Source organism: Mesorhizobium sp. M0478, assembly GCF_040321305.1.
Classification (GTDB): Bacteria; Pseudomonadota; Alphaproteobacteria; order Rhizobiales; family Rhizobiaceae; genus Mesorhizobium.
Genome location: NZ_JAMYRH010000004.1, coordinates 375,102 through 393,250, shown reverse-complemented (window position 1 = coordinate 393,250; position 18,149 = coordinate 375,102). Strand labels below are relative to the sequence as shown.

The window sequence follows — 18,149 nt, the reverse complement described above, 5'->3', positions numbered from 1 at the left end:
TTGTTGCCCTCCCATGTTGATGCTGCGCGATCGGGTCATCCCCTCGGCCCGATCTGCCCGCGCTTCTCCGCGCCAAAGAGAAGCGCGGGCCCCCCTCTTTTAACGGCTGTCCGGGATGGAGCGTTTTGTTACGTTGGACTAGCCGACCTCACAGGCTCGTCGTCGGTTTCGTTTGACGAGCTCTCCGAGCGCTCTAGATCATTGATGCCGGACGCAGTTGGTTCGGGCCGGGGAGGAAATCCGCGTGGCGCATCCAACGCGCGCTGTACCCCATAACGACCGTCATTTTCCGGTTGGCTGGCTGTGCTTGCTGCTGATTCTAGCCGGGTTGGCCGGATGCTCGTCTTCCAATCAGGTGGCGCAGCAATCACGAACCGCGGCCTCCGCGGCACAGACCGTATCGATGGTGCTGGATGCCTGGGTGGAGGGAGCGGCACCGTCCCCCTATGCCACGGCCGCACTGCACTCGGTCGGAAAAACGCTGGCCGATGTCGAGGCGCAAATTCGATCGGCCGAGACCCCTGAACCAGCCGGGCGAGCAGGACTGACGGCAGCAGTCAACAGTTTGTCGGTGGCGGTGGCGCATGCCGAGGCGGGATTGCGGGTGGACAATCGCACTGAGGTGAAAAGCGCACAACAGGATCTTCGGGCGGCCATGCGCTCGCTCGCCGCCGCTTACACCAGCGCTTTCGGACCAAAGCCGTGAAGAAGCTTCTGGAAATATCGCTTGGCGTCGTCACCAGTGTCGGAGGTTTCCTCGAAGTCGGGTCGATGGCTACGGCGGCGCAGGCGGGTGCCGCCTTCGGATTCCAGCTAATCTGGGCCATAGTTCTCGGCACCATATGCATCATCTTTTTGGTTGAAATGGCCGGTCGGTTCGCCGCGATGAGCCATCACACGATCTCAGAGGGCATTCGTGAAAGATTTGGGTTCAACGTCTTCCTATGGCCGTTGCTAGTCGTCCTTCTCGTCAATTTCATGGTGCTGTCCGCTGAGATCGGCGGTGTGGCCATCGCACTCGAACTTGCCACCGGCATAGGCTTCCAGTGGTGGGCACTGCCGGTGGCGTTGCTGGCATGGCTGCTGCTGTGGAAAGGCACGTTTGGCTTTATCGAGAAAGGCGTTTCGGTCCTCGGCCTCGTGACGCTGTGCTTCGTGGTTGGTGCGGTGATGTTAAAGCCCGACTGGACAGCGGTCGCTGGCAGCGCCGTGCCTTCGCTGCCGGCTCACGATGCCATCAATTACTGGTTCATGGCGGCCAGCATTCTCGGCGCGTCAATATCGCCTTATCTTTTCATGTTCTATTCCTCGGGAGCTATCGAGGACAAATGGGATGAAAGCCACCTTGGGGCCAATCGTGCCATCGCCGGGCTGGGCATGACCTTCGGTGGGACCATTTCGATCGGCGTGTTGATCGTCGCTGCTCTCGTTCTCGCGACGCGCGGCATCGACCAGGTGGACGACTATCACCAACTGCCGTTGATGCTGATCCCTATATTCGGCTTCTGGGGGTTCGTTCTATTCGTTGCCTCGCTCGCCATTGCCTGTTTCGGCGCCGCACTCGAAGTCGGGTTGCAACAGGCATATCTGGTGGCACAGGGCTTTGGCTGGACCTGGGGCGAGGATCGCAAGCCGCGCGATGATCCGGGCTTCAGTGCCGTCTATACGGCATCATTGTTTTTGGCCGCCATTCCGATCATGCTTGGCCTCGACCCACTGAGGCTGACCATCTTTTCCATGGCGGTAACGGCGGCGAGCCTTCCGCTGACGGTAGTTCCATTTCTCTTCCTGCTGAATGACGAACGCTATGTCGGCGAACATCGCAACGGCATCATTTCGAATGCCGCCGTTGTCTTCATTATCGCGCTTGCCTTCGTGCTCGCCGTGGTGACGATTCCGCTGCAGATATTCGGAGGCACATGATGGAATTGATGCGTGATCTCCTGGACAAGCAGGTGTTCGACCGCCGGCGGGTCAAGATCGGCAAGGTCGACGGAGTGGTGGCCGAGTTGCGGCGGGGCAAACCACCAAGGATTGTCGCGATAGAACTCGGCTCCATCACTTTGGCGCGCCGCCTTGGCGCGCGGCCCGGGGAATGGATGGCGCAACTGGCGACGAGGGTGGGTGGCAAACGCCACGCCGAGCCACACAGGATTGCGTGGAAAAAGGTGCAGGACAACGGGCTCGACATCGAATGTGACATCGAGGTGGGCGAGACGTCGATTTTCGCCTGGCAGGACTGGTTGCGCGATCATGTCATCGGGCGCATCCCAGGAGCGTGATGATGAGGACAGTCAACCTCGAACATCTTGCCGGGCGACGCGTGCTCTCGCAGCGTGGAAAGAGCATCGGTCACATCGAAGAGATTCTCGCCGAACAGCGTGGCGACGAGCTCGTCGTTACTGAATTCCACGTTGGCATCTACGCCGCGTTCGAGCGTCTGTCGGCTTCGACCATCGGCATCGCGATGCTCGACCTGTTTCGGCTGCGCCGTCGCGACGGCCTGTACCGCATTCCCTGGGATAAACTCGATATCTCCGATCCGGCGCGACCGCGGCTGCTATGCCCGATGACCGAGCTTCCCGGATGGAAAGGGCAAAAGGACCTTCGGGAGTAGATGGCTACGGCTGGGAGGGCTAAGGCGCCGGCGTTTTGCCGGCGAACAGCCGTTCGTGCAGATGGCGCCTCCGCAAAGATTACTGCAGGTTTCTTGCGAAGGAAGATGCGGGCATGTCCTGGAATAACGAATTCGACTTTGCCGAATTCCTCAAACCCATGAAGCCGGTAAAATTGAGGCGCCTGGAAACTGCTCGTCTCGACGACGGCTCTCTTGCATCCGCGCCTAATGGCTTCCTCCTCAATCGCCATAAGAAGCTGTGATCCATAGGATCGGCCACGCAATTTGTCAGGCAAGAAGAACATGTCGAGAAACAGGAGCCCCAGTTCCGTTCTGCCCCAAATTCCACCCCAGATCTTTCCCGAGGGGTCGGTAAGCTCCGCGCCGATCACTGCCCGGTCATCGATTCCGGTTTGTTCGATGTTGTGTCGATAGAGCGCAGCGGCCGCCTGCGTTCGTGCATCCCCGTTGTGAGCCAGAGCGATTGTAAATCCTTCGGATCGAGCCGGCATGCGTTCTGCTCCTGCGTCGGAATGGTCTTGAGATTCAACCGTCAGACTAACATCAAGGCGGCCGGTTCGCTCGCAGCTCTGATCGCCGCTTCTGTTGTAACCCGTCTTGCCCACATTCCGCATCGCGATCCGCGTCGGATGCATGCAGCCGCGCCCAACATATCGCTTTGGTGTTGAACAAAGCCCATCCTGCCCTTGTCAGGTCTCATCACAATTCGTGCGACGTCAAGAGTGTCCACCTCGACGAAGGCTGCTGCGGATCACAATCCATTACGCCGGGAACAATGAGAAAAACCTGTCGTTGGGAAAGCGATCGCAATTCGGCGATTCAAACACGGAGACTCCAATGTTGAAGAAAATTCTAGCCGCGTCGGTGCTAACTATTGCCTTGGCCGGTTCCGCCTTGGCGCAGACAAATGGAACGGGTGCTGGCGGCACGGCTGGCACGGGTAATGGAACTGGTACTGGAACTGTTGGCAGCGGCGGCGCCGCTGGCACTGGCAGCGGGAATGCGGCCGTGCCAACCGATCCGAATTCCACAAACTCGACTACAAAATCGAACGGCATGACCGACCGTTGCAAGGACGCCGCAGGCAATGACATCGATAACAACACTGCAAGTGGCGCAACGACCTCGACCGTGCAAAATTGCAACAAGTAGTCGATGGACCTAGCGGCTTCGGCCGCCCGAAGGCCCGCCATCAAGACAATGGCGGGCCTCCGAATACGTGCCTCGCATGCTGCCTGGATACATAGGAGCACATGTGTCCAAAGAGACCCGGCGGGCCAAACTCGATCGCTTAGCAGCCTCGATTCCGAAGCACGAATTCGAATTCCTAATGAAGATTGCAAAGCTAAGCCGTCATGACCTACTTGGCCTGATCGCTAAACACGATGGCGGCAGGGGCAAGGTCTATAGGGACCTTGCGGCCCACTTGGCAGCAACTCAGGCCGCCCCGGAGCCCGTGCGTGAGGCGGCAGCTGACGACGGCCAAACAGCTGGAGCATCTCCTGCCAGGAACTCGCCCGCCGGCAAGTAGCGGCGAAGATCATTTCGGTGCCAGCCCTGACGCTCCACGGAAGCGACCACCGTGTCGTCTTCCAAAGTCTTCGAATGGGTTGGACGAGCATTTCACCGCGCCTTACCGACGAGTACTGCTGGATACGGCAACCGATAGGCGCTTTAAGTCCGGCTGCAATTCAGGTTCATCGGTCATGCCGGAACCTGAAGCGCCGCCGCGCATTTCGTCTCCAAGCATGACCGATCTTGCGGTAATCGCCAGGGAGAAATCCAAATGCAAACTTCAGGCGCAACTTCACAGCAAAACCTTGGCCGATTGGCCATAGAACCGTTTTCCGGCACGGTGACGGTGCGGTTTTCCGACGCCATCGTCGCAGCTACGGAGCGGGCGAAGGTCCTGCGTGAAGACGGGCACGAGCCCGTTTTCTATATCCCCTTCGAGGACATCTATTTCGATCTTTTCGAAAAGACCGACACCACCACCCGGTGCCCGCTTAAAGGCACCGCAACCTACTGGCGTGTCCACGCCGTCGGCAGTTCTTCCGACGATTTCATGTGGGCCTACGAAACGCCCGATGCGGCCGCTCTGGCTATTGCAGGTCACGCCGCTTTCGATCCGGAAAAGGCCCGTATCGATGTCGACCCTGCCGAGGACAAGCGACACACGCCACATATCGTCGAATAGGTTTCATCAGGCAGAGACAATCACGGTAACGACAGGCGCGATGAGCAGTTTCTACCAGGCGGCAAAGATTGCGGAGGAGGTTCACGCGTCGCAGCGCGATAAGACCGGGCGGCCCTACATCGAGCATTGCCGCCGTGTCGTCGACGCTGTCGAGACAATCGATCAGAAGACTGTTGCCTACCTTCATGACGTTCTGGAGAAAGGCGAAGGCTGGACCCGCGCCAAGCTCGAAGAAGCAGGCTTCGGACCGACAATTGCCGCGGCGGTCGATGCCATGTCGCGCAGGCCGGATGAGGAGTATTTCGCCTTTGTCCGGCGGGCTGCGTCGAACCCAGTGGCGCTCCCCGTAAAACGCGCCGATCTGGAGGACAACATCTGGCAGTCGAGGCAGGTCGGAGCGTCGGCGGCCAAATATGAAGAGGGCCTTCGCATACCTGACCAAGAGTTCTCCCGACAATAGTGCGCGCCCGACGCTGGCATTGCATCTGCCGAGGCAGCCATCGCCTGCGAGAGCTTGCGGCGCACAGCACGTTTCGGCTCTCCTGGCCGTCAGTTTTTCCGCGCCGGCGTGCGCCTGGGGGTCGTCGTCTGGACCATGGAACGTGTGATCGGGTCAAAGCTCCTCCGGAGATGGATCGCAGCGTCTCGAAAAGGAGTAACGGCCCGGCTCGGAATCAGGAACTCCTCCGGCACCGGCGCGTTGACCAGCAAGCCGGGACGAGTTCCCGGCCTCCGCGGGTGGCGGGCAAGCCGCCGCCAAACCCGAACTTCTGCACAATGAAAGGTAAGGCCATGGGCTTCTTTTCGAAGGACATCAAGACACTCGACGATCTCTTCGTGCACACGCTGCGCGACATCTATTACGCCGAAAAGCAGATCGAGAAAGCGCTGCCGAAGATGATCGGCAAGGCAACCGATCCGCAATTGAAGGCCGGATTCGAAAAACACCTCGAGCAGACCAAAGGCCATATCGAGCGCGTCGAACAGGTGTTCGAATTGCATGGCGTCAAGGCCAAGGAGGTCAACTGCCCGGCGATAGACGGCATTCTCGAAGAAGCCGACGATGTGAGCGGCGACGTTGACGACAAGGAGGTCCTAGACGCGGCACTGATAGCGTCGGCGCAGGCGGTCGAACATTATGAGATGACCAGATATGGCACGCTCATCGCCTGGGCCAAGCAGCTTGGCCGCAGCGACTGCGCCAACGTGTTGGCCAAGAACCTGAAAGAAGAGCAGGCGACCGATCGCAAGCTCACCGAAATGGCGGAAAGCAAGATCAACATGCAGGCTGCCGAGTAGACCGTCCGAGGTCATGATGAGATCTGGTTGAAATCTCATCATGACCTAACCCTGTTGAAGCATGATTTTTCCAAAACCGGCACCAGTGCTGCGTTGAGTCGATCTCCATCGTTGTCCACGGAACTTTCATGACGGGCGAATCTGCCATCTCTCGCGATCTGCCGACGAGTGTAAAATCGTCTTTCGGCGTGGCGTTGAGCACGGCGCCGATGGAAGCAAAGGCTGCCGACACGTTGCCGGCCGATGCTGGCCGATGGCAATACGAACCCAAATGGGACGGGTTCCGCTGCCTGGCCTTTAAAGCCGGCGCGGCCGTGGAGTTGCGTGCAAAATCCGGCAAGCCGTTAGGGCGGTATTTCCCGGAAGTCGTCGCGATGTTGCATGAACTGAAAACAAAAGAGTTCGTGGTCGATGGTGAGATCGTCATCGAAATTGCAGGCTCTCTTTCTTTCGACGCCTTGCAGATGCGGCTGCATCCGGCGGAAAGCAGGATCCGGAAACTGTCGGTCGCGACGCCGGCAAAGCTGATCCTCTTTGACATGTTGGCGACCTCCGAGGGCGCCTTGATGCAGCAGCCGCTCTCGGTTCGGCGCGCTGCACTCGAACTGTTCGTGAAGTCGGCCGGGCGAAAGGATCTCGAACTGTCTCGGGCAACGCGTGATTTGGCGGCGGCAGGCAGATGGCTTGGCCAATCCGGACAAGGTTCGACCGACGGGGTCGTTGCCAAGCTTCTCGATGATGAATATCGGCCCGGCGAGCGCGCCATGGTCAAAGTCAAGCGCCTGCGCACGGCCGATTGTGTCGTCGGAGGGTTCCGCTACCTGGCGAATTCGCGTGAAGTCGGCTCCCTGTTGCTTGGCCTGTACAATGACCAGGGGCAACTCGACCATGTCGGGTTCACTTCGACGATTGCCCGGGAGGACAGGGCCAAGCTTACGCGACAACTTGAAGCTTTGCGATCGGCTCCTGGCTTCGCGGGAAAAGCGCCGGGCGGTCCCAGTCGGTGGAGCACGGAAAGAAGCGGACAATGGGAGCCATTGCGGCCCGAACTGGTGGCGGAGGTGCGGTTCGATCATGTCACCGGCGATCGTTTCCGTCATGGCACCAAATTTCTGCGATGGCGTCCTGACAAAAGCCCGAAGCAATGCACGTTCGAACAGATACTTGGAAAATGAGGCTTGGCGAAGCGTCGATAGGTCCACACTATCGAGACCAAATCCGTCAAGCATTCGGCGCAGCCAAATCCAGTCGCATTTCACTGGCGATCATGAACCCGGCGCCGAGATAAACGCCTTTGCAGGAGGATGCCGGACCAAACCCGTTGTTCAGTCTGTCACCACGCCTCGCTTTGGCGGATCACGGTTCTCGTCCGGATTAGGAACTGGCACTTCGTCGGGAAGAAGATCCGGCTCAGGCTCGCGTATGTCCGGCGTCCACGTCGGCGCATCCACTGGCGGCTCTTCGGTTGGCTCTGGTTTGGGGGGCACATCTATTCTCCGGGTTTCGCTTGGGCGTGGGTTCGGCCGCCACAGGTCGCGCGTCGCCGCGTCTGGAGGCGAAAGGGTCTTTTCACACCCCATGTATTTTTACCGATGGCCGGCGGTCCTGGGGCTTGTCGGCGCTCGATCAGAGTCCTGCGTTCCGGCTCCTTTGAGCGCAATGTTGGCATCCGCTGCATCTGGCTCTTTGAGGACTGCCCTGTCGACGTTCTTGATCTCGGCCGTAAGGCATCGTCCTTGGTGGCCAACGGGCAACCGCGAGAATTGTTCCAAACGATTTAGGGGCGGCTGGGGCTGCTGTGCGGACCTTCTGGCTGGGCAGTTATCAACTATGCTGTCTTGCGTTTCGGTGAGGCTCTCTTTGTGGATCTCGCCAGCCCTTCCTGTTTGAGGCTCTTCTTCAGCACCTCAGCGAGGTTGATGACATTCTCCTGTGGCCTTGGTGCGGGCTTCGGCAGCTTCTTGCCTTTGCGCTTTGCATCGATCATGGCGATCAGCGCGTCTTCATAGGTGTCTTCAAATTTCGAGGGATCGAAGGTCGTCACTTTTTTGTCAATAAGCATGCCGGCGATTTCGAGCAGATCGGGGTCGTATTTCTGCTTGGCCAATCCATCGAACACAGTGCTTTCCGAAACCATTTCGTTGTGGTTGCGAAGCTCGGTCATCACCATCCCCTTGCCATAGGGCTGAATCAGCACTTCGCGGCCGCGCTGGTAGAGCACCACGCAGGATCGAGCGGCCACGCCCTTGTTCTTCATGGCATCGCGGATCACTCCGTATGCTTCGATTGCGGCGCCGTCGGCCGGGATCAGATAGTAGGGCTTCTCGAGATAGCGCGTATCGATATCGTCAATCGATACGAATTCGCCGACTTCGAGCGTGTGCTTCGACGTCAGCTTCAACGCCTTTATGTCGTCAGGTTCGATCTGGAGAAATTCGTCCTTTTCGATCTCGAAACCCTTCACCTGATCCGCTGAATCCACCAGCTTTCCGGTCTCCTCGTCGGCGTAGACGCTCCTGACCGGCAGACCGTCCTTGCGGTTCAAAATCTTGAAATGGATCTTGGATGCTTCGCTGGTTGCGCCGACAATCTTCACGCCGCAAGTAACCGAACCAACCTTCAAGAAGCCCTTCCAGGCAGCACGTGGCGCGGCCATTTTGCGCTTATCCCGTTTCCAACTAGGGCAACGCGTTTCCGTTCGAATTGTTCCTGCGGCGGGGGCTCGGTGCACCGTGAATGTCCGGTGGGGGAAATCCTGTCGGTCTCGACAGCGATTTTCATCGGCACGGTGCATCTTTTGGCAACCTGTCGGCGTTGGAAGTGAGCCCATTTGCCGAGGTGAGTTCCATGAAAGTGTCGACGAGGGACGATTTGAAAACCGAGGCGCAGCTCTCGGAAGACGCTGACCTCATCGTAAATCGCACAGTCCATTTCGTCGGAGTATGGATTGAGGAGCATGTGATCGAAAAGCCTGCTCTCATGCGGAAGGGCGTCGATGCCGCAGAGGAACTCGCAAGCCAATGCATCGCGGATGCAGACGAGGAAGGCATCGCCCCTGAGGACATTCAGGACGAAGTCGGGGACCTCAAGGAGTACATTGCCGAGATGATCGTGGAGCAAGGCGGTCGCGGCTCTGCAGTTAATTCTGAACCAGACATGAGCTACTTCAGCGCAACGGCCTCGGCGCCGCAGCTTCGCGTTGACCGGCTATATCGCCGCTCCAAGTCCAACAAGAGCATCATTGTTGAGAGGAACAAGTCATCGATCCCGCCCACTGGATAGCATTCGTGGGAACGGTCGTCCTGCTGCAGATGCCGCCCGGGCCGGATAGCATGCTGGTGACGGCGCGCGGCATAGGGCAGGGACGCAGGGTTGCGCTGTTCACGGTATTGGGGATGACGGCCGGCGCCGGCATGGTTCAGCTTCCTCTCATAGCGTTCGGTGTTCGTCTCTCGTGCGAACCTCCCCACTAGCTTTTGGAGCACTGCAATGGCTTGGGGCGGCGTATCTCGTATGGCTCGGGCTAGGGCTGGTCGTCACGAAGCCGGAAACACAGGCCCGGCCGGATACGACCCCGATCAAGGCCGTTGCCGCGGCGCGGGAAGGCATGATTGCCAATCTGTTCAATCCGTGGCCCATCACGTTTATGGTAGCGTTGCTGCCTCAGTTCGTTGATCCGCATGGGAGTTCCGTGACGCTTCAACTGTTGCTGCTGGGAGCAACTCAGAAAATGACGGGCGTGTTGGTGTTGGGGACCTATGCCGTGGCCTCCGGCAGCATAGGCGCCTGGATCCTGAAGCGCCCTCGTGTGCGGCTTTGGCAGCAGCGGATCGCCGGCCTCTTCATTGTTGGCCTTGGGTTCCGAATGGCCTTTGGCGGCTGCGCAAGCCGTTAAGTTGCCGGGCCAGCGCCTGCATCCGCAGGAACCGAAAGCGCACCATGAACATTGTCAGACACAGGCAGGAGAGTGTCATGCAAGTCGTTCGGACCGAAGTGGTGAATGCCAGGGCGCCAGACGGGCAGTCGGTTCGCCGGGTGATATTTTGCGGCGAGGGCGGCGACTGCGTTACGGTGGACATGGCAAACGTCGGGATACAAGCTGAAGATGACGTGCTTGCCCGCGCAAAGGCAATCCTGGTCCAGACAGCGACCTTTGATCTCGCAGCCAATGGATATGACGCGAGCAGCAACGGCAATTTCGACCAGGTCGAGATAACCTCTGCAAGCGACGGCGCCGGCGACGTATATGTCTTTGAGTATCGCGATGGCGAAACCAGCCGACGCATACCGCCGTCGAGGATGGCGAGCCTTGAGGCGGCCCGGTCCGAAGCTATCCGCTGCGCAATCGATCTTCTTGCCGACCTGCAGCCTGGCACGGACGCTCTGTCCGGCTGGCTTGTGAGGGTATCCAACGAAAACGGTGAATTGCTTTACACTGTTGATGTGGCTGAGGCCGATGCAGCGCGGCAGGCAGGCCAGTAACCCAAACCCGACGGAATCCACCAGTGGCCGCCCAAGGATTGATTCACGGACCAATAGGCGACGATGGCCTGCATCTGTGCGTCGACATGCAGCGCCTGTTTGCGCCGGGTGGACCTTGGCCCGTGCCGTGGGCTGAAAAGGTGGTCCCGGCGATCGAAGAACTGGTCGCCAGACATGCCAGCCGTACCCTGTTCACGCGCTTCATTCCTGCCGCCCGCCCGGGCGAGGCGCCGGGAATGTGGGCAAACTACTATCGTCGGTGGGCGGAGGTAACCCTTTCCAACATCGATCCGCGCCTGATTGAGCTGATGCCTCAACTTGCACGATTTGTACCGCCGGCGACGGTGGTCGACAAACATGTCTATTCGCCCTGGACCGAGGGGCGGCTCGACGCGCTGCTGAGTGGCTCCGGCGTGCGTGCGCTCGTGATCACCGGTGGCGAAACCGACGTTTGCGTTCTCGCGACCGTGCTTGGCGCCATCGATCGTGGCTTCCGCGTCATTCTCGTCACCGATGCCATCTGCAGCTCTGCCGACCAGACCCATGACGCACTGATGGAAGTCTACCATTCCCGCTTCAGTGAGCAGATTGAGGCGGCCAGCATGGCGGAGGTGTTGGAGTGTTGGCCACAACTCACTCGCTGATCTGGGGGGCTTCAAGTGAAAGGGCCGACAATCGTCATTCTGGTCGGGTGGACTGTTTCAGTTGGCGGACGGCACTACAGTGAACCGGAAAACGTATATGAACGGCACGATTGCCTGATCTGGTCGCTCGCGTGAATCAGTGTCTGGAAGCGTACAAAGCCTTGCAGAGCTATCGACAGCGCGGCCAACCGTCATAGAATGAACAGGATACAGCGCCGAAGACTCGATGCCGGCATCTAGCAATCGTTGCGAGACATCCGGCGCCTCTGCCGTCGGCCTTCCGCAGGGAGGATGATGTGCTGAAAACCGAAGTCATTGACCTTGAAACCTATAGCGCAGTACGCGGTGATCTCTGGCTATCGCGCTGACGACATTATCTCGACGGCGTTTGCGGTCGATGAAATCCGCGCAAGGTTTCCTGAGTGTCGCTGCGACGACGAGGAATTGGTCGGGCTTATGGTCCATGCCATGTCCGGCAAGAAAATTGCCGTGAGCTTCGACCACCGGGTGGAACAGGTCAGGCGGCGTGCTGCGCTGCCGATCGCTTCGGAGAGCAAAGGACTGCGATAATTGGACCACCATAGGTCCGTTGCGATTTTGGAAGACGAGGCGTTTATCGCGCTCGAACTTGAAGACATGTTGCGCGACGCGGGGTTCGACATCGCTGCGGTCTTTTCGTCCTGCGTCGACGCGCTGGAATGGTTCAGGGGCAGTTCTCCCGACATTGTTGTCATGGATATCGGCCTGGCGGACGGGGATTGCGTACGAATAGCTACGTTGCTTGACGCCCGAAACATCCCCTTTGTCGTCCATTCGGCAAGCTACGCCAATTCGGGTTTTCACGATCCGATTTTCCTTCAAGGGACATGGGTCGCAAAGCCTGCCTCGCCTTCCGAGTTGCGCAACGCAATTCATGCCTCTCTGGCAATGGCAAACGGCGATGACGTGTCGTGGTCGGCTGAAGCCCGATAAATCGCAACCGCATCATGAAATCCGGCGTTCAAACCAAGGCGCAATCGTCGGCCTGGAATTTTCACGGCACGATGGAACAAAATGGAAAATGCGGCGTTTGGGGTCTCGCGGCGCGATCCACCATTGGCCGCGGGGGCAACTTTATCCGTATAAATCCATAGGGCTGGGAGTGGCGCTGTGACCGTGCAGGCATCCAAGAAGCAATTGGACCGTCGAAGCATCCTGAATTCTCTGAAAGCCTTCCGGCGTGGCGATTTCTCCGTCCGCATCGACAATGTTTATGAAGGCCTCGATTCCGAGATAGCTGAGACTTTCAATGAGATCGCTGACCTCAACGACCAAGTAACGCGTGAGTTCGAGCGCTTGAGCCGGGTCGTCGGCAAGGAAGGGCGGATAGGCGAGCGCGGCCGGGTTCGCAATGCCACCGGCAGTTGGGAATCCAGTGTCCGTTCAGTCAATGATCTCATAGAAGACATGGTTCAGCCAACGGCTGAGGTTGCGCGCGTTATCGGCGCCGTCGCCAAGGGCGACCTGTCGCAGACCATGATGGTCGAAATTGACGGCCGACCGCTGCGTGGCGAATTCCTGCGCATCGGCAAGATCGTCAACACCATGGTCGGCCAGTTGGCCTCCTTCGCCTCTGAGGTGACGCGCGTGGCGCGCGAGGTCGGTACGGAAGGCAAGCTCGGCGGCCAGGCCCGGGTCAAGGGCGTCGCCGGCACGTGGAAAGATCTGACCGACAACGTCAACGCGATGGCCACGAACCTGACCGGGCAAGTGCGCAACATCGCGGAGGTTACGACCGCAGTCGCGTCGGGCGACCTGTCGAAGAAGATCACAGTCGATGTCAAGGGCGAAATCCTAGAACTGAAGAACACCATCAACACGATGGTGGACCAGCTTAATTCCTTCGCTTCGGAAGTGACGCGCGTGGCGCGCGAGGTCGGCACTGAAGGCAAGCTTGGCGGCCAGGCGCGCGTTGAGGGTGTTGGTGGTACGTGGAAGGATCTGACCGACAATGTGAATTCCATGGCCGAGAACCTGACTGGCCAGGTGCGCAACATCGCCGAAGTGACGACCGCAGTGGCTTTGGGCGACCTGTCGAAGAAGATTACGGTCGACGTGAAGGGCGAGATTCTCGAGCTGAAATCCACGATAAACACAATGGTGGACCAGCTGAATTCATTCGCGGGCGAGGTCACGCGCGTGGCACGCGAGGTTGGCACCGAAGGCAAGCTTGGCGGTCAGGCGCAGGTGCGCGGCGTCGCCGGCACCTGGAAGGACCTCACCGACAACGTCAACTCGATGGCCGAGAACCTGACCGGTCAGGTGCGCAATATCGCCGAGGTGACGACGGCGGTCGCGTCGGGCGATCTGTCCAAGAAGATCACGGTCGCCGTGCAAGGCGAAATCCTGGAACTCAAGGACACCATCAACACGATGGTCGACCAACTGAACTCCTTTGCCTCGGAAGTGACGCGCGTGGCACGCGAGGTCGGCACCGAAGGCAAGCTGGGCGGCCAGGCAGAGGTGAGGGGCGTCGGCGGCACATGGAAGGATTTGACCGACAACGTCAATCTCATGGCCGCCAACCTGACTGGCCAGGTTCGAAACATCGCAGAAGTCACCACCGCCGTGGCGCGCGGCGACCTGTCGAAGAAGATCACCGTCGACGTCAAAGGCGAGATCCTGGAGCTCAAGGACACCGTCAACACGATGGTCGACCAACTGAACTCCTTTGCCTCTGAGGTCACGCGTGTGGCCCGCGAAGTGGGATCGGAAGGCAAGCTTGGTGGCCAGGCGCATGTCGAAGGCGTCGGTGGCACCTGGAAGGATCTGACCGACAACGTCAACGCCATGGCCGGCAATTTGACGGTGCAATTGCGCGACGTGTCCAAGGTGGCAACGGCCATCGCGACCGGCGACTTGACCCAGAAGATCACCGTCGACGCGCTGGGCGAGATCTTGCAGATCAAGGACGTCATCAACACGATGGTCGACCAGCTCAATTCCTTCGCTTCGGAAGTGACACGTGTGGCGCGCGAGGTCGGCTCCGATGGCAAGCTCGGCGGCCAGGCCCAGGTGCGCGGCATCGGCGGCACGTGGAAGGATCTGACCGAAAACGTCAACGCCATGGCGGCCAACCTGACCGGCCAGGTGCGCAACATCGCCGAGGTAACCACCGCCGTGGCGCTCGGGGACCTTTCGAAGAAGATCACCGTCGATGTCCGCGGCGAGATCCTGGAGCTGAAGGACACCATCAACACAATGGTGGACCAGCTTAATTCCTTCGCTTCGGAAGTCACGCGCGTGGCACGCGAGGTCGGCACGGAAGGCAAGTTGGGAGGCCAGGCGCAGGTGCGCGGCGTTGCCGGCACGTGGAAGGATCTCACAGACAATGTGAACTCGATGGCCGAGAATCTGACCGGCCAGGTGCGCAACATCGCCGAAGTCACGACCGCCGTGGCGCGCGGCGACCTGTCGAAGAAGATCACCGTCGATGTGAAGGGCGAAATCCTGGAGCTCAAGTCGACCATCAACACCATGGTGGACCAGTTGAACTCCTTCGCCGGCGAGGTCACCCGAGTCGCGCGTGAGGTTGGCACCGAGGGCAAGCTTGGTGGCCAGGCGCGCGTCGAAGGTGTTGCCGGTACCTGGAAGGACCTGACCGACAACGTCAACCTGATGGCGACGAACTTGACCAATCAGGTGCGCGGCATCGCCGATGTCGTGACGGCGGTCGCGCAAGGCAATCTCAGGCGCAAACTGACGGTCGACGCGAAGGGAGAGATCGCCCTGCTGGCCGACACCATCAACGGCATGATCGAGACGCTTGCCACCTTTGCCGACCAGGTGACCAACGTCGCCCGTGAGGTGGGCATCGAGGGTAAGCTCGGTGGTCAGGCGCGTGTGCCAGGTGCCGCCGGCCTCTGGCGCGACCTGACCGACAATGTCAATCAACTCGCTGCCAATCTGACCACCCAGGTGCGTGCCATCGCCGAGGTTTCGACGGCGGTGACCAAGGGCGATCTTACCCGTTCGATCAGCGTCGAAGCCTCCGGCGAGGTCGCCGCGCTGAAAGACAACATCAACGAAATGATCCGCAATCTGAAGGATCAGACGCTGAAGAATGCCGAGCAGGACTGGTTGAAGACCAATCTCGCCCGGTTTTCGCGCATGCTGCAAGGCGAGCGCGACCTTGCCACCGTCTCGCGGCTCATCATGTCCGAACTCGCTCCTCTGGTGAACGCCCAGTATGGGGTGTTCTACGTCACCAATCGCGACGAGGAGGAATCCTATCTTGAGCTGGCGGCTTCCTATGGCGCCGAGAGCAAGGCTGCCATCAAGCAGCGGCTTGATCTGCGAGAGGGCCTGGTTGGGCAAAGTGCCGCCGACAAGCGCGCCATCATGCTGGACAATGTGCCGCCAGAATTCCTTCGGGTCACATCTGGTCTTGGCAGCGCCTCGCCAGCCAATGTCATCATCCTGCCTGCCCTGTTCGAGGATGAAGTCAAAGCCGTCATCGAGCTCGCCTCGTTCGGCGAGTTTCGTGACACACACCAGTCGTTCCTCAACCAGCTCATGGAATCCGTCGGCATCGTTCTCAACACCATCGCTGCGACGATGCGCACGGAGGGCCTGCTCAAGCAGTCGCAACTGCTGACGTCGGAATTGCAAGCGCGTCAAACCGAGCTGACAAAAAAGCAGGAAGAGCTGCATGCGACAAACGAGGAGCTGCAGGAAAAGGCGCAGCTGCTCGAGAACGAAAAGAAGCAGGTCGAAAACAAGAATCTCGAAATCGAGATGGCGCGACGCGCGCTGGAGGAAAAAGCCGAGCAACTGGCGCTCACGTCGAAATACAAATCCGAATTCCTGGCCAATATGAGCCACGAACTGCGCACGCCGCTCAATTCGCTGCTCATTTTGTCAAACCTGCTGGCGACCAACCAGCACGGCAACCTCAACGAAAAACAGGTAGAGTTCGCCCGCACCATCAATTCGGCAGGAACCGATCTTCTCAGCCTCATCAACGATATCCTCGATCTGTCGAAGATCGAGTCGGGCACTGTTTCCATCGACATCAACGATATGCCGGTGACGCATCTTCGCCAGCATATGGAACGAACTTTTCGTCAGCTGGCAGCCGACAAGGGACTTGGCTTCACCATCAAGGTCGATCCGGCGCTTCCCGACACGGTCCGCACAGATGAGAAACGCTTGCAGCAGATTGTCCTCAACCTGCTTTCCAACGCATTCAAATTCACCTCGGAAGGCGAGGTCAGCCTGAACTTCCGGGTTGAAAAGGCCGGCCGCCGCAATGGCGCGACGCAGCCGGTGAAGGCTCTCGCGATCGCCGTCACCGACACCGGCATTGGCATTCCAGAAGACAAACAGAAGCTGATTTTCGAGGCCTTCCAGCAGGCCGACGGCACCACCAGCCGCAAGTATGGCGGCACCGGCCTTGGGCTCTCGATCAGCCGCGAGATCGCTCGCTTGCTTGGCGGCGAATTGCGGGTCGAAAGCACGCCGGGCAAGGGGTCGACATTTACCCTCATCATCCCGTTCGACGGCCCCCGCGTGACGACAGTACAGTCGACCTTGGCTCCGGCGGCGGAGGCGGTTGCTGCGACAGCTCTGCTCAGCAGTCCGCCCTCGGCAGAGCTGATCGACGACCGCGATTCAATCCTACCCACCGATCGGATCGTGTTGATCGTCGAAGACGATCCGACCTTTGGCGGGTTGCTGCTTGGCCTCGCCCGGTCGGCCGGGCTGAAAGGCGTTCTGTCGACTGCAGGTTCCGGCACGCTGGCATTGGCCCGCAAGCTCGTTCCCGACGCAATCACACTTGATCTCGGACTTTCGGATATCGATGGCTGGGTGCTTTTCGATCTGCTGCGGCATGACCAGAAGACGAGGGGAATTCCTATCCATGTCATCTCGGGTGCCGAAGACATCGACAGTCTCGCACGCAAGGGGGCGTCCAGCATTTCCACCAAGCCCGTTTCCTCGGACGAGCTGATGAAGGTGTTTCAGGATATCCACTCGAAGAAGCTCCGCGTTCAGCGCCGCGTTCTGGTCGTGGACCCTGACCCGGAGCGGCGTCTGGCTCTGGTCGAGGCAATCCGCGACGGCGTAACGTCGGTCACCGCGATCGGTCGTGTTGCGGCAAATGCAGAAGACGTTGGCCTCGCCTTCTATGATGCCGTCGTGCTCGGCTTTGGACGCTCCGCCAAGGACAACGCAAAGGCGCTGGACGAGATCACCGGCCAATTCGGCGAAGCCTTGCCGCAGCTGCTGTTCTTTACACCTCACCCGGACGCGCTTGAACAGGTACTGGCATTGAACCCGGCCTTGGCAGAAGCACCGCGGGCGGAGAACTTCGCTCAATTGGCGCTGCATATTTCGGCAACGCTGCCGGGAGAAGGTCGCCAAGAGGCCTGGGCAGGAACTGAACACAACGGCAAGTCCGATCTCGCCGGGGCGAAAGTTCTCATCGTCGACGACGACATTCGTAACATCTATTCGCTCACGAGTGTTCTGGAGACCTATGACATACAGGTTCTGCATGCCGAGCGGGGCCGTGATGGCATCGCGCTTCTTGAACAGACGCCCGATGTCGACGTGGCATTGATCGATATCATGATGCCGGAGATGGACGGCTACGAGACGATGCGGCGGATTCGCGGCACACCGGCGATTGCTCATATCCCGCTGATTTCCGTCACCGCAAAGGCGATGAAGGGGGATCGGCAAAAATGTCTGGATGCCGGGGCTTCCGACTACATCGCCAAACCCGTCGACCTGGATCTCCTGCTGGCGCTGCTTCGTGTCTGGATCGGGCGTGCCCGATCCCGTGTCGAGAGCCCGGAAAAAATTCTCCTGGCAGCGAACTGACGGCCGTTCGATGCAAAAGCTG

The 18,149-nt window shown here is 59.4% G+C and carries 18 protein-coding genes and 1 pseudogene; 17 read left to right on the top strand and 2 right to left on the bottom strand.

Annotation, left to right across the window (positions count from 1 at the left end; translation table 11 throughout):
* Positions 1–244: 244 nt before the first annotated feature.
* The 5 genes from NKI64_RS13005 to NKI64_RS12985 all read left to right on the top strand — a co-directional run bounded on the left by NKI64_RS13005 (position 245) and on the right by NKI64_RS12985 (position 2,880).
* Positions 245–706 carry a hypothetical protein gene (locus tag NKI64_RS13005; RefSeq protein ID WP_352668294.1) on the top strand — a complete coding sequence of 154 codons (462 nt, stop codon included), beginning with the start codon at positions 245–247 and terminating at the stop codon, positions 704–706.
* Entirely contained in the window at positions 703–1,923 is a 1,221-nt protein-coding gene (locus tag NKI64_RS13000) for an NRAMP family divalent metal transporter (RefSeq protein ID WP_023668066.1), read from the top strand. Before NKI64_RS13005 ends, NKI64_RS13000 begins: the two co-directional genes overlap by 4 nt.
* Positions 1,920–2,282, top strand: coding sequence for a hypothetical protein (locus NKI64_RS12995; protein WP_245260251.1), 363 nt, complete (start codon positions 1,920–1,922; stop codon positions 2,280–2,282). The genes NKI64_RS13000 and NKI64_RS12995 overlap by 4 nt, the downstream gene beginning before the upstream one ends.
* A 2-nt stretch (positions 2,283–2,284) precedes the next feature.
* Entirely contained in the window at positions 2,285–2,617 is a 333-nt protein-coding gene (locus tag NKI64_RS12990; RefSeq protein ID WP_023681169.1) for a hypothetical protein, read from the top strand.
* Positions 2,618–2,730: 113 nt separating this feature from the next.
* The gene (locus NKI64_RS12985; RefSeq protein WP_023668069.1) at positions 2,731–2,880 is read left to right on the top strand and encodes a hypothetical protein; all 150 of its coding nucleotides are present in this window, start codon (positions 2,731–2,733) and stop codon (positions 2,878–2,880) included.
* On the opposite strand, the pseudogene NKI64_RS12980 reads toward NKI64_RS12985, so the two are convergent.
* Positions 2,824–3,129, bottom strand: a pseudogene (locus NKI64_RS12980) (GNAT family N-acetyltransferase); the annotation flags it as partial. The gene NKI64_RS12985 and the pseudogene NKI64_RS12980 overlap by 57 nt on opposite strands.
* 346 nt (positions 3,130–3,475) lie before the next feature.
* Between NKI64_RS12980 and NKI64_RS12975 the strand changes: the two are divergent.
* The 5 genes from NKI64_RS12975 to NKI64_RS12955 all read left to right on the top strand — a co-directional run bounded on the left by NKI64_RS12975 (position 3,476) and on the right by NKI64_RS12955 (position 7,309).
* Positions 3,476–3,790, top strand: a complete 315-nt coding sequence (locus NKI64_RS12975; protein WP_031201473.1) for a hypothetical protein — start codon at positions 3,476–3,478, stop codon at positions 3,788–3,790.
* A 634-nt stretch (positions 3,791–4,424) separates the two neighbouring features.
* The gene (locus NKI64_RS12970) at positions 4,425–4,835 is read left to right on the top strand and encodes a DUF427 domain-containing protein (protein WP_031214606.1); all 411 of its coding nucleotides are present in this window, start codon (positions 4,425–4,427) and stop codon (positions 4,833–4,835) included.
* Positions 4,836–4,875: 40 nt separating this feature from the next.
* Positions 4,876–5,295, top strand: coding sequence for an HD domain-containing protein (locus NKI64_RS12965; protein ID WP_023668074.1), 420 nt, complete (start codon positions 4,876–4,878; stop codon positions 5,293–5,295).
* 332 nt (positions 5,296–5,627) lie between these two features.
* Entirely contained in the window at positions 5,628–6,134 is a 507-nt protein-coding gene (locus NKI64_RS12960) for a YciE/YciF ferroxidase family protein (protein WP_023668075.1), read from the top strand.
* A 128-nt stretch (positions 6,135–6,262) separates the two neighbouring features.
* Complete coding sequence (locus tag NKI64_RS12955) at positions 6,263–7,309, top strand: ATP-dependent DNA ligase (RefSeq protein WP_352668291.1); 1,047 nt, start codon at positions 6,263–6,265, stop codon at positions 7,307–7,309.
* Between the two features lie 653 nt (positions 7,310–7,962).
* On the opposite strand, the gene ku is transcribed toward NKI64_RS12955, so the two are convergent.
* Complete coding sequence (gene ku / locus NKI64_RS12950; RefSeq protein ID WP_502901373.1) at positions 7,963–8,928, bottom strand: non-homologous end joining protein Ku; 966 nt, start codon at positions 8,926–8,928, stop codon at positions 7,963–7,965.
* 53 nt (positions 8,929–8,981) lie between these two features.
* On the opposite strand from ku, the gene NKI64_RS12945 reads away from it, so the two are divergent.
* The 7 genes from NKI64_RS12945 to NKI64_RS12915 all read left to right on the top strand — a co-directional run bounded on the left by NKI64_RS12945 (position 8,982) and on the right by NKI64_RS12915 (position 18,127).
* The gene (locus NKI64_RS12945) at positions 8,982–9,416 is read left to right on the top strand and encodes a hypothetical protein (RefSeq protein ID WP_352668289.1); all 435 of its coding nucleotides are present in this window, start codon (positions 8,982–8,984) and stop codon (positions 9,414–9,416) included.
* 172 nt (positions 9,417–9,588) lie between these two features.
* Entirely contained in the window at positions 9,589–10,029 is a 441-nt protein-coding gene (locus NKI64_RS12940) for a LysE family translocator (RefSeq protein ID WP_352668286.1), read from the top strand.
* A 44-nt stretch (positions 10,030–10,073) separates the two neighbouring features.
* On the top strand, positions 10,074–10,616 hold the full coding sequence (locus NKI64_RS12935) for a DUF6894 family protein (RefSeq protein WP_023714623.1): 543 nt from the start codon (positions 10,074–10,076) through the stop codon (positions 10,614–10,616).
* Positions 10,617–10,639: 23 nt separating this feature from the next.
* Entirely contained in the window at positions 10,640–11,260 is a 621-nt protein-coding gene (locus NKI64_RS12930) for a cysteine hydrolase family protein (protein WP_023687850.1), read from the top strand.
* Between the two features lie 315 nt (positions 11,261–11,575).
* A complete protein-coding gene (locus tag NKI64_RS12925; RefSeq protein WP_352668284.1) occupies positions 11,576–11,830 on the top strand; it encodes a hypothetical protein in 255 nt (84 codons plus the stop codon).
* Positions 11,831–11,857: 27 nt separating this feature from the next.
* Positions 11,858–12,232, top strand: coding sequence for a response regulator (locus tag NKI64_RS12920; RefSeq protein WP_352668282.1), 375 nt, complete (start codon positions 11,858–11,860; stop codon positions 12,230–12,232).
* Between the two features lie 183 nt (positions 12,233–12,415).
* Positions 12,416–18,127, top strand: coding sequence for a HAMP domain-containing protein (locus NKI64_RS12915; protein WP_027048647.1), 5,712 nt, complete (start codon positions 12,416–12,418; stop codon positions 18,125–18,127).
* Positions 18,128–18,149: the final 22 nt, after the last annotated feature.

Bases quoted from the DNA above. Each gene is read 5' to 3' on its own strand.
- NKI64_RS12995 (WP_245260251.1), top strand. From the start codon at position 1,920: ATGATGGAATTGATGCGTGATCTCCTGGACAAGCAGGTGTTCGACCGC.
- NKI64_RS12990 (WP_023681169.1), top strand. From the start codon at position 2,285: ATGAGGACAGTCAACCTCGAACATCTTGCCGGGCGACGCGTGCTCTCG.
- NKI64_RS12985 (WP_023668069.1), top strand. From the start codon at position 2,731: ATGTCCTGGAATAACGAATTCGACTTTGCCGAATTCCTCAAACCCATG.
- NKI64_RS12975 (WP_031201473.1), top strand. From the start codon at position 3,476: ATGTTGAAGAAAATTCTAGCCGCGTCGGTGCTAACTATTGCCTTGGCC.
- NKI64_RS12970 (WP_031214606.1), top strand. From the start codon at position 4,425: ATGCAAACTTCAGGCGCAACTTCACAGCAAAACCTTGGCCGATTGGCC.
- NKI64_RS12965 (WP_023668074.1), top strand. From the start codon at position 4,876: ATGAGCAGTTTCTACCAGGCGGCAAAGATTGCGGAGGAGGTTCACGCG.
- NKI64_RS12960 (WP_023668075.1), top strand. From the start codon at position 5,628: ATGGGCTTCTTTTCGAAGGACATCAAGACACTCGACGATCTCTTCGTG.
- NKI64_RS12955 (WP_352668291.1), top strand. From the start codon at position 6,263: ATGACGGGCGAATCTGCCATCTCTCGCGATCTGCCGACGAGTGTAAAA.
- ku (WP_502901373.1), bottom strand. From the start codon at position 8,928: ATGCACCGTGCCGATGAAAATCGCTGTCGAGACCGACAGGATTTCCCC.
- NKI64_RS12945 (WP_352668289.1), top strand. From the start codon at position 8,982: ATGAAAGTGTCGACGAGGGACGATTTGAAAACCGAGGCGCAGCTCTCG.
- NKI64_RS12935 (WP_023714623.1), top strand. From the start codon at position 10,074: ATGAACATTGTCAGACACAGGCAGGAGAGTGTCATGCAAGTCGTTCGG.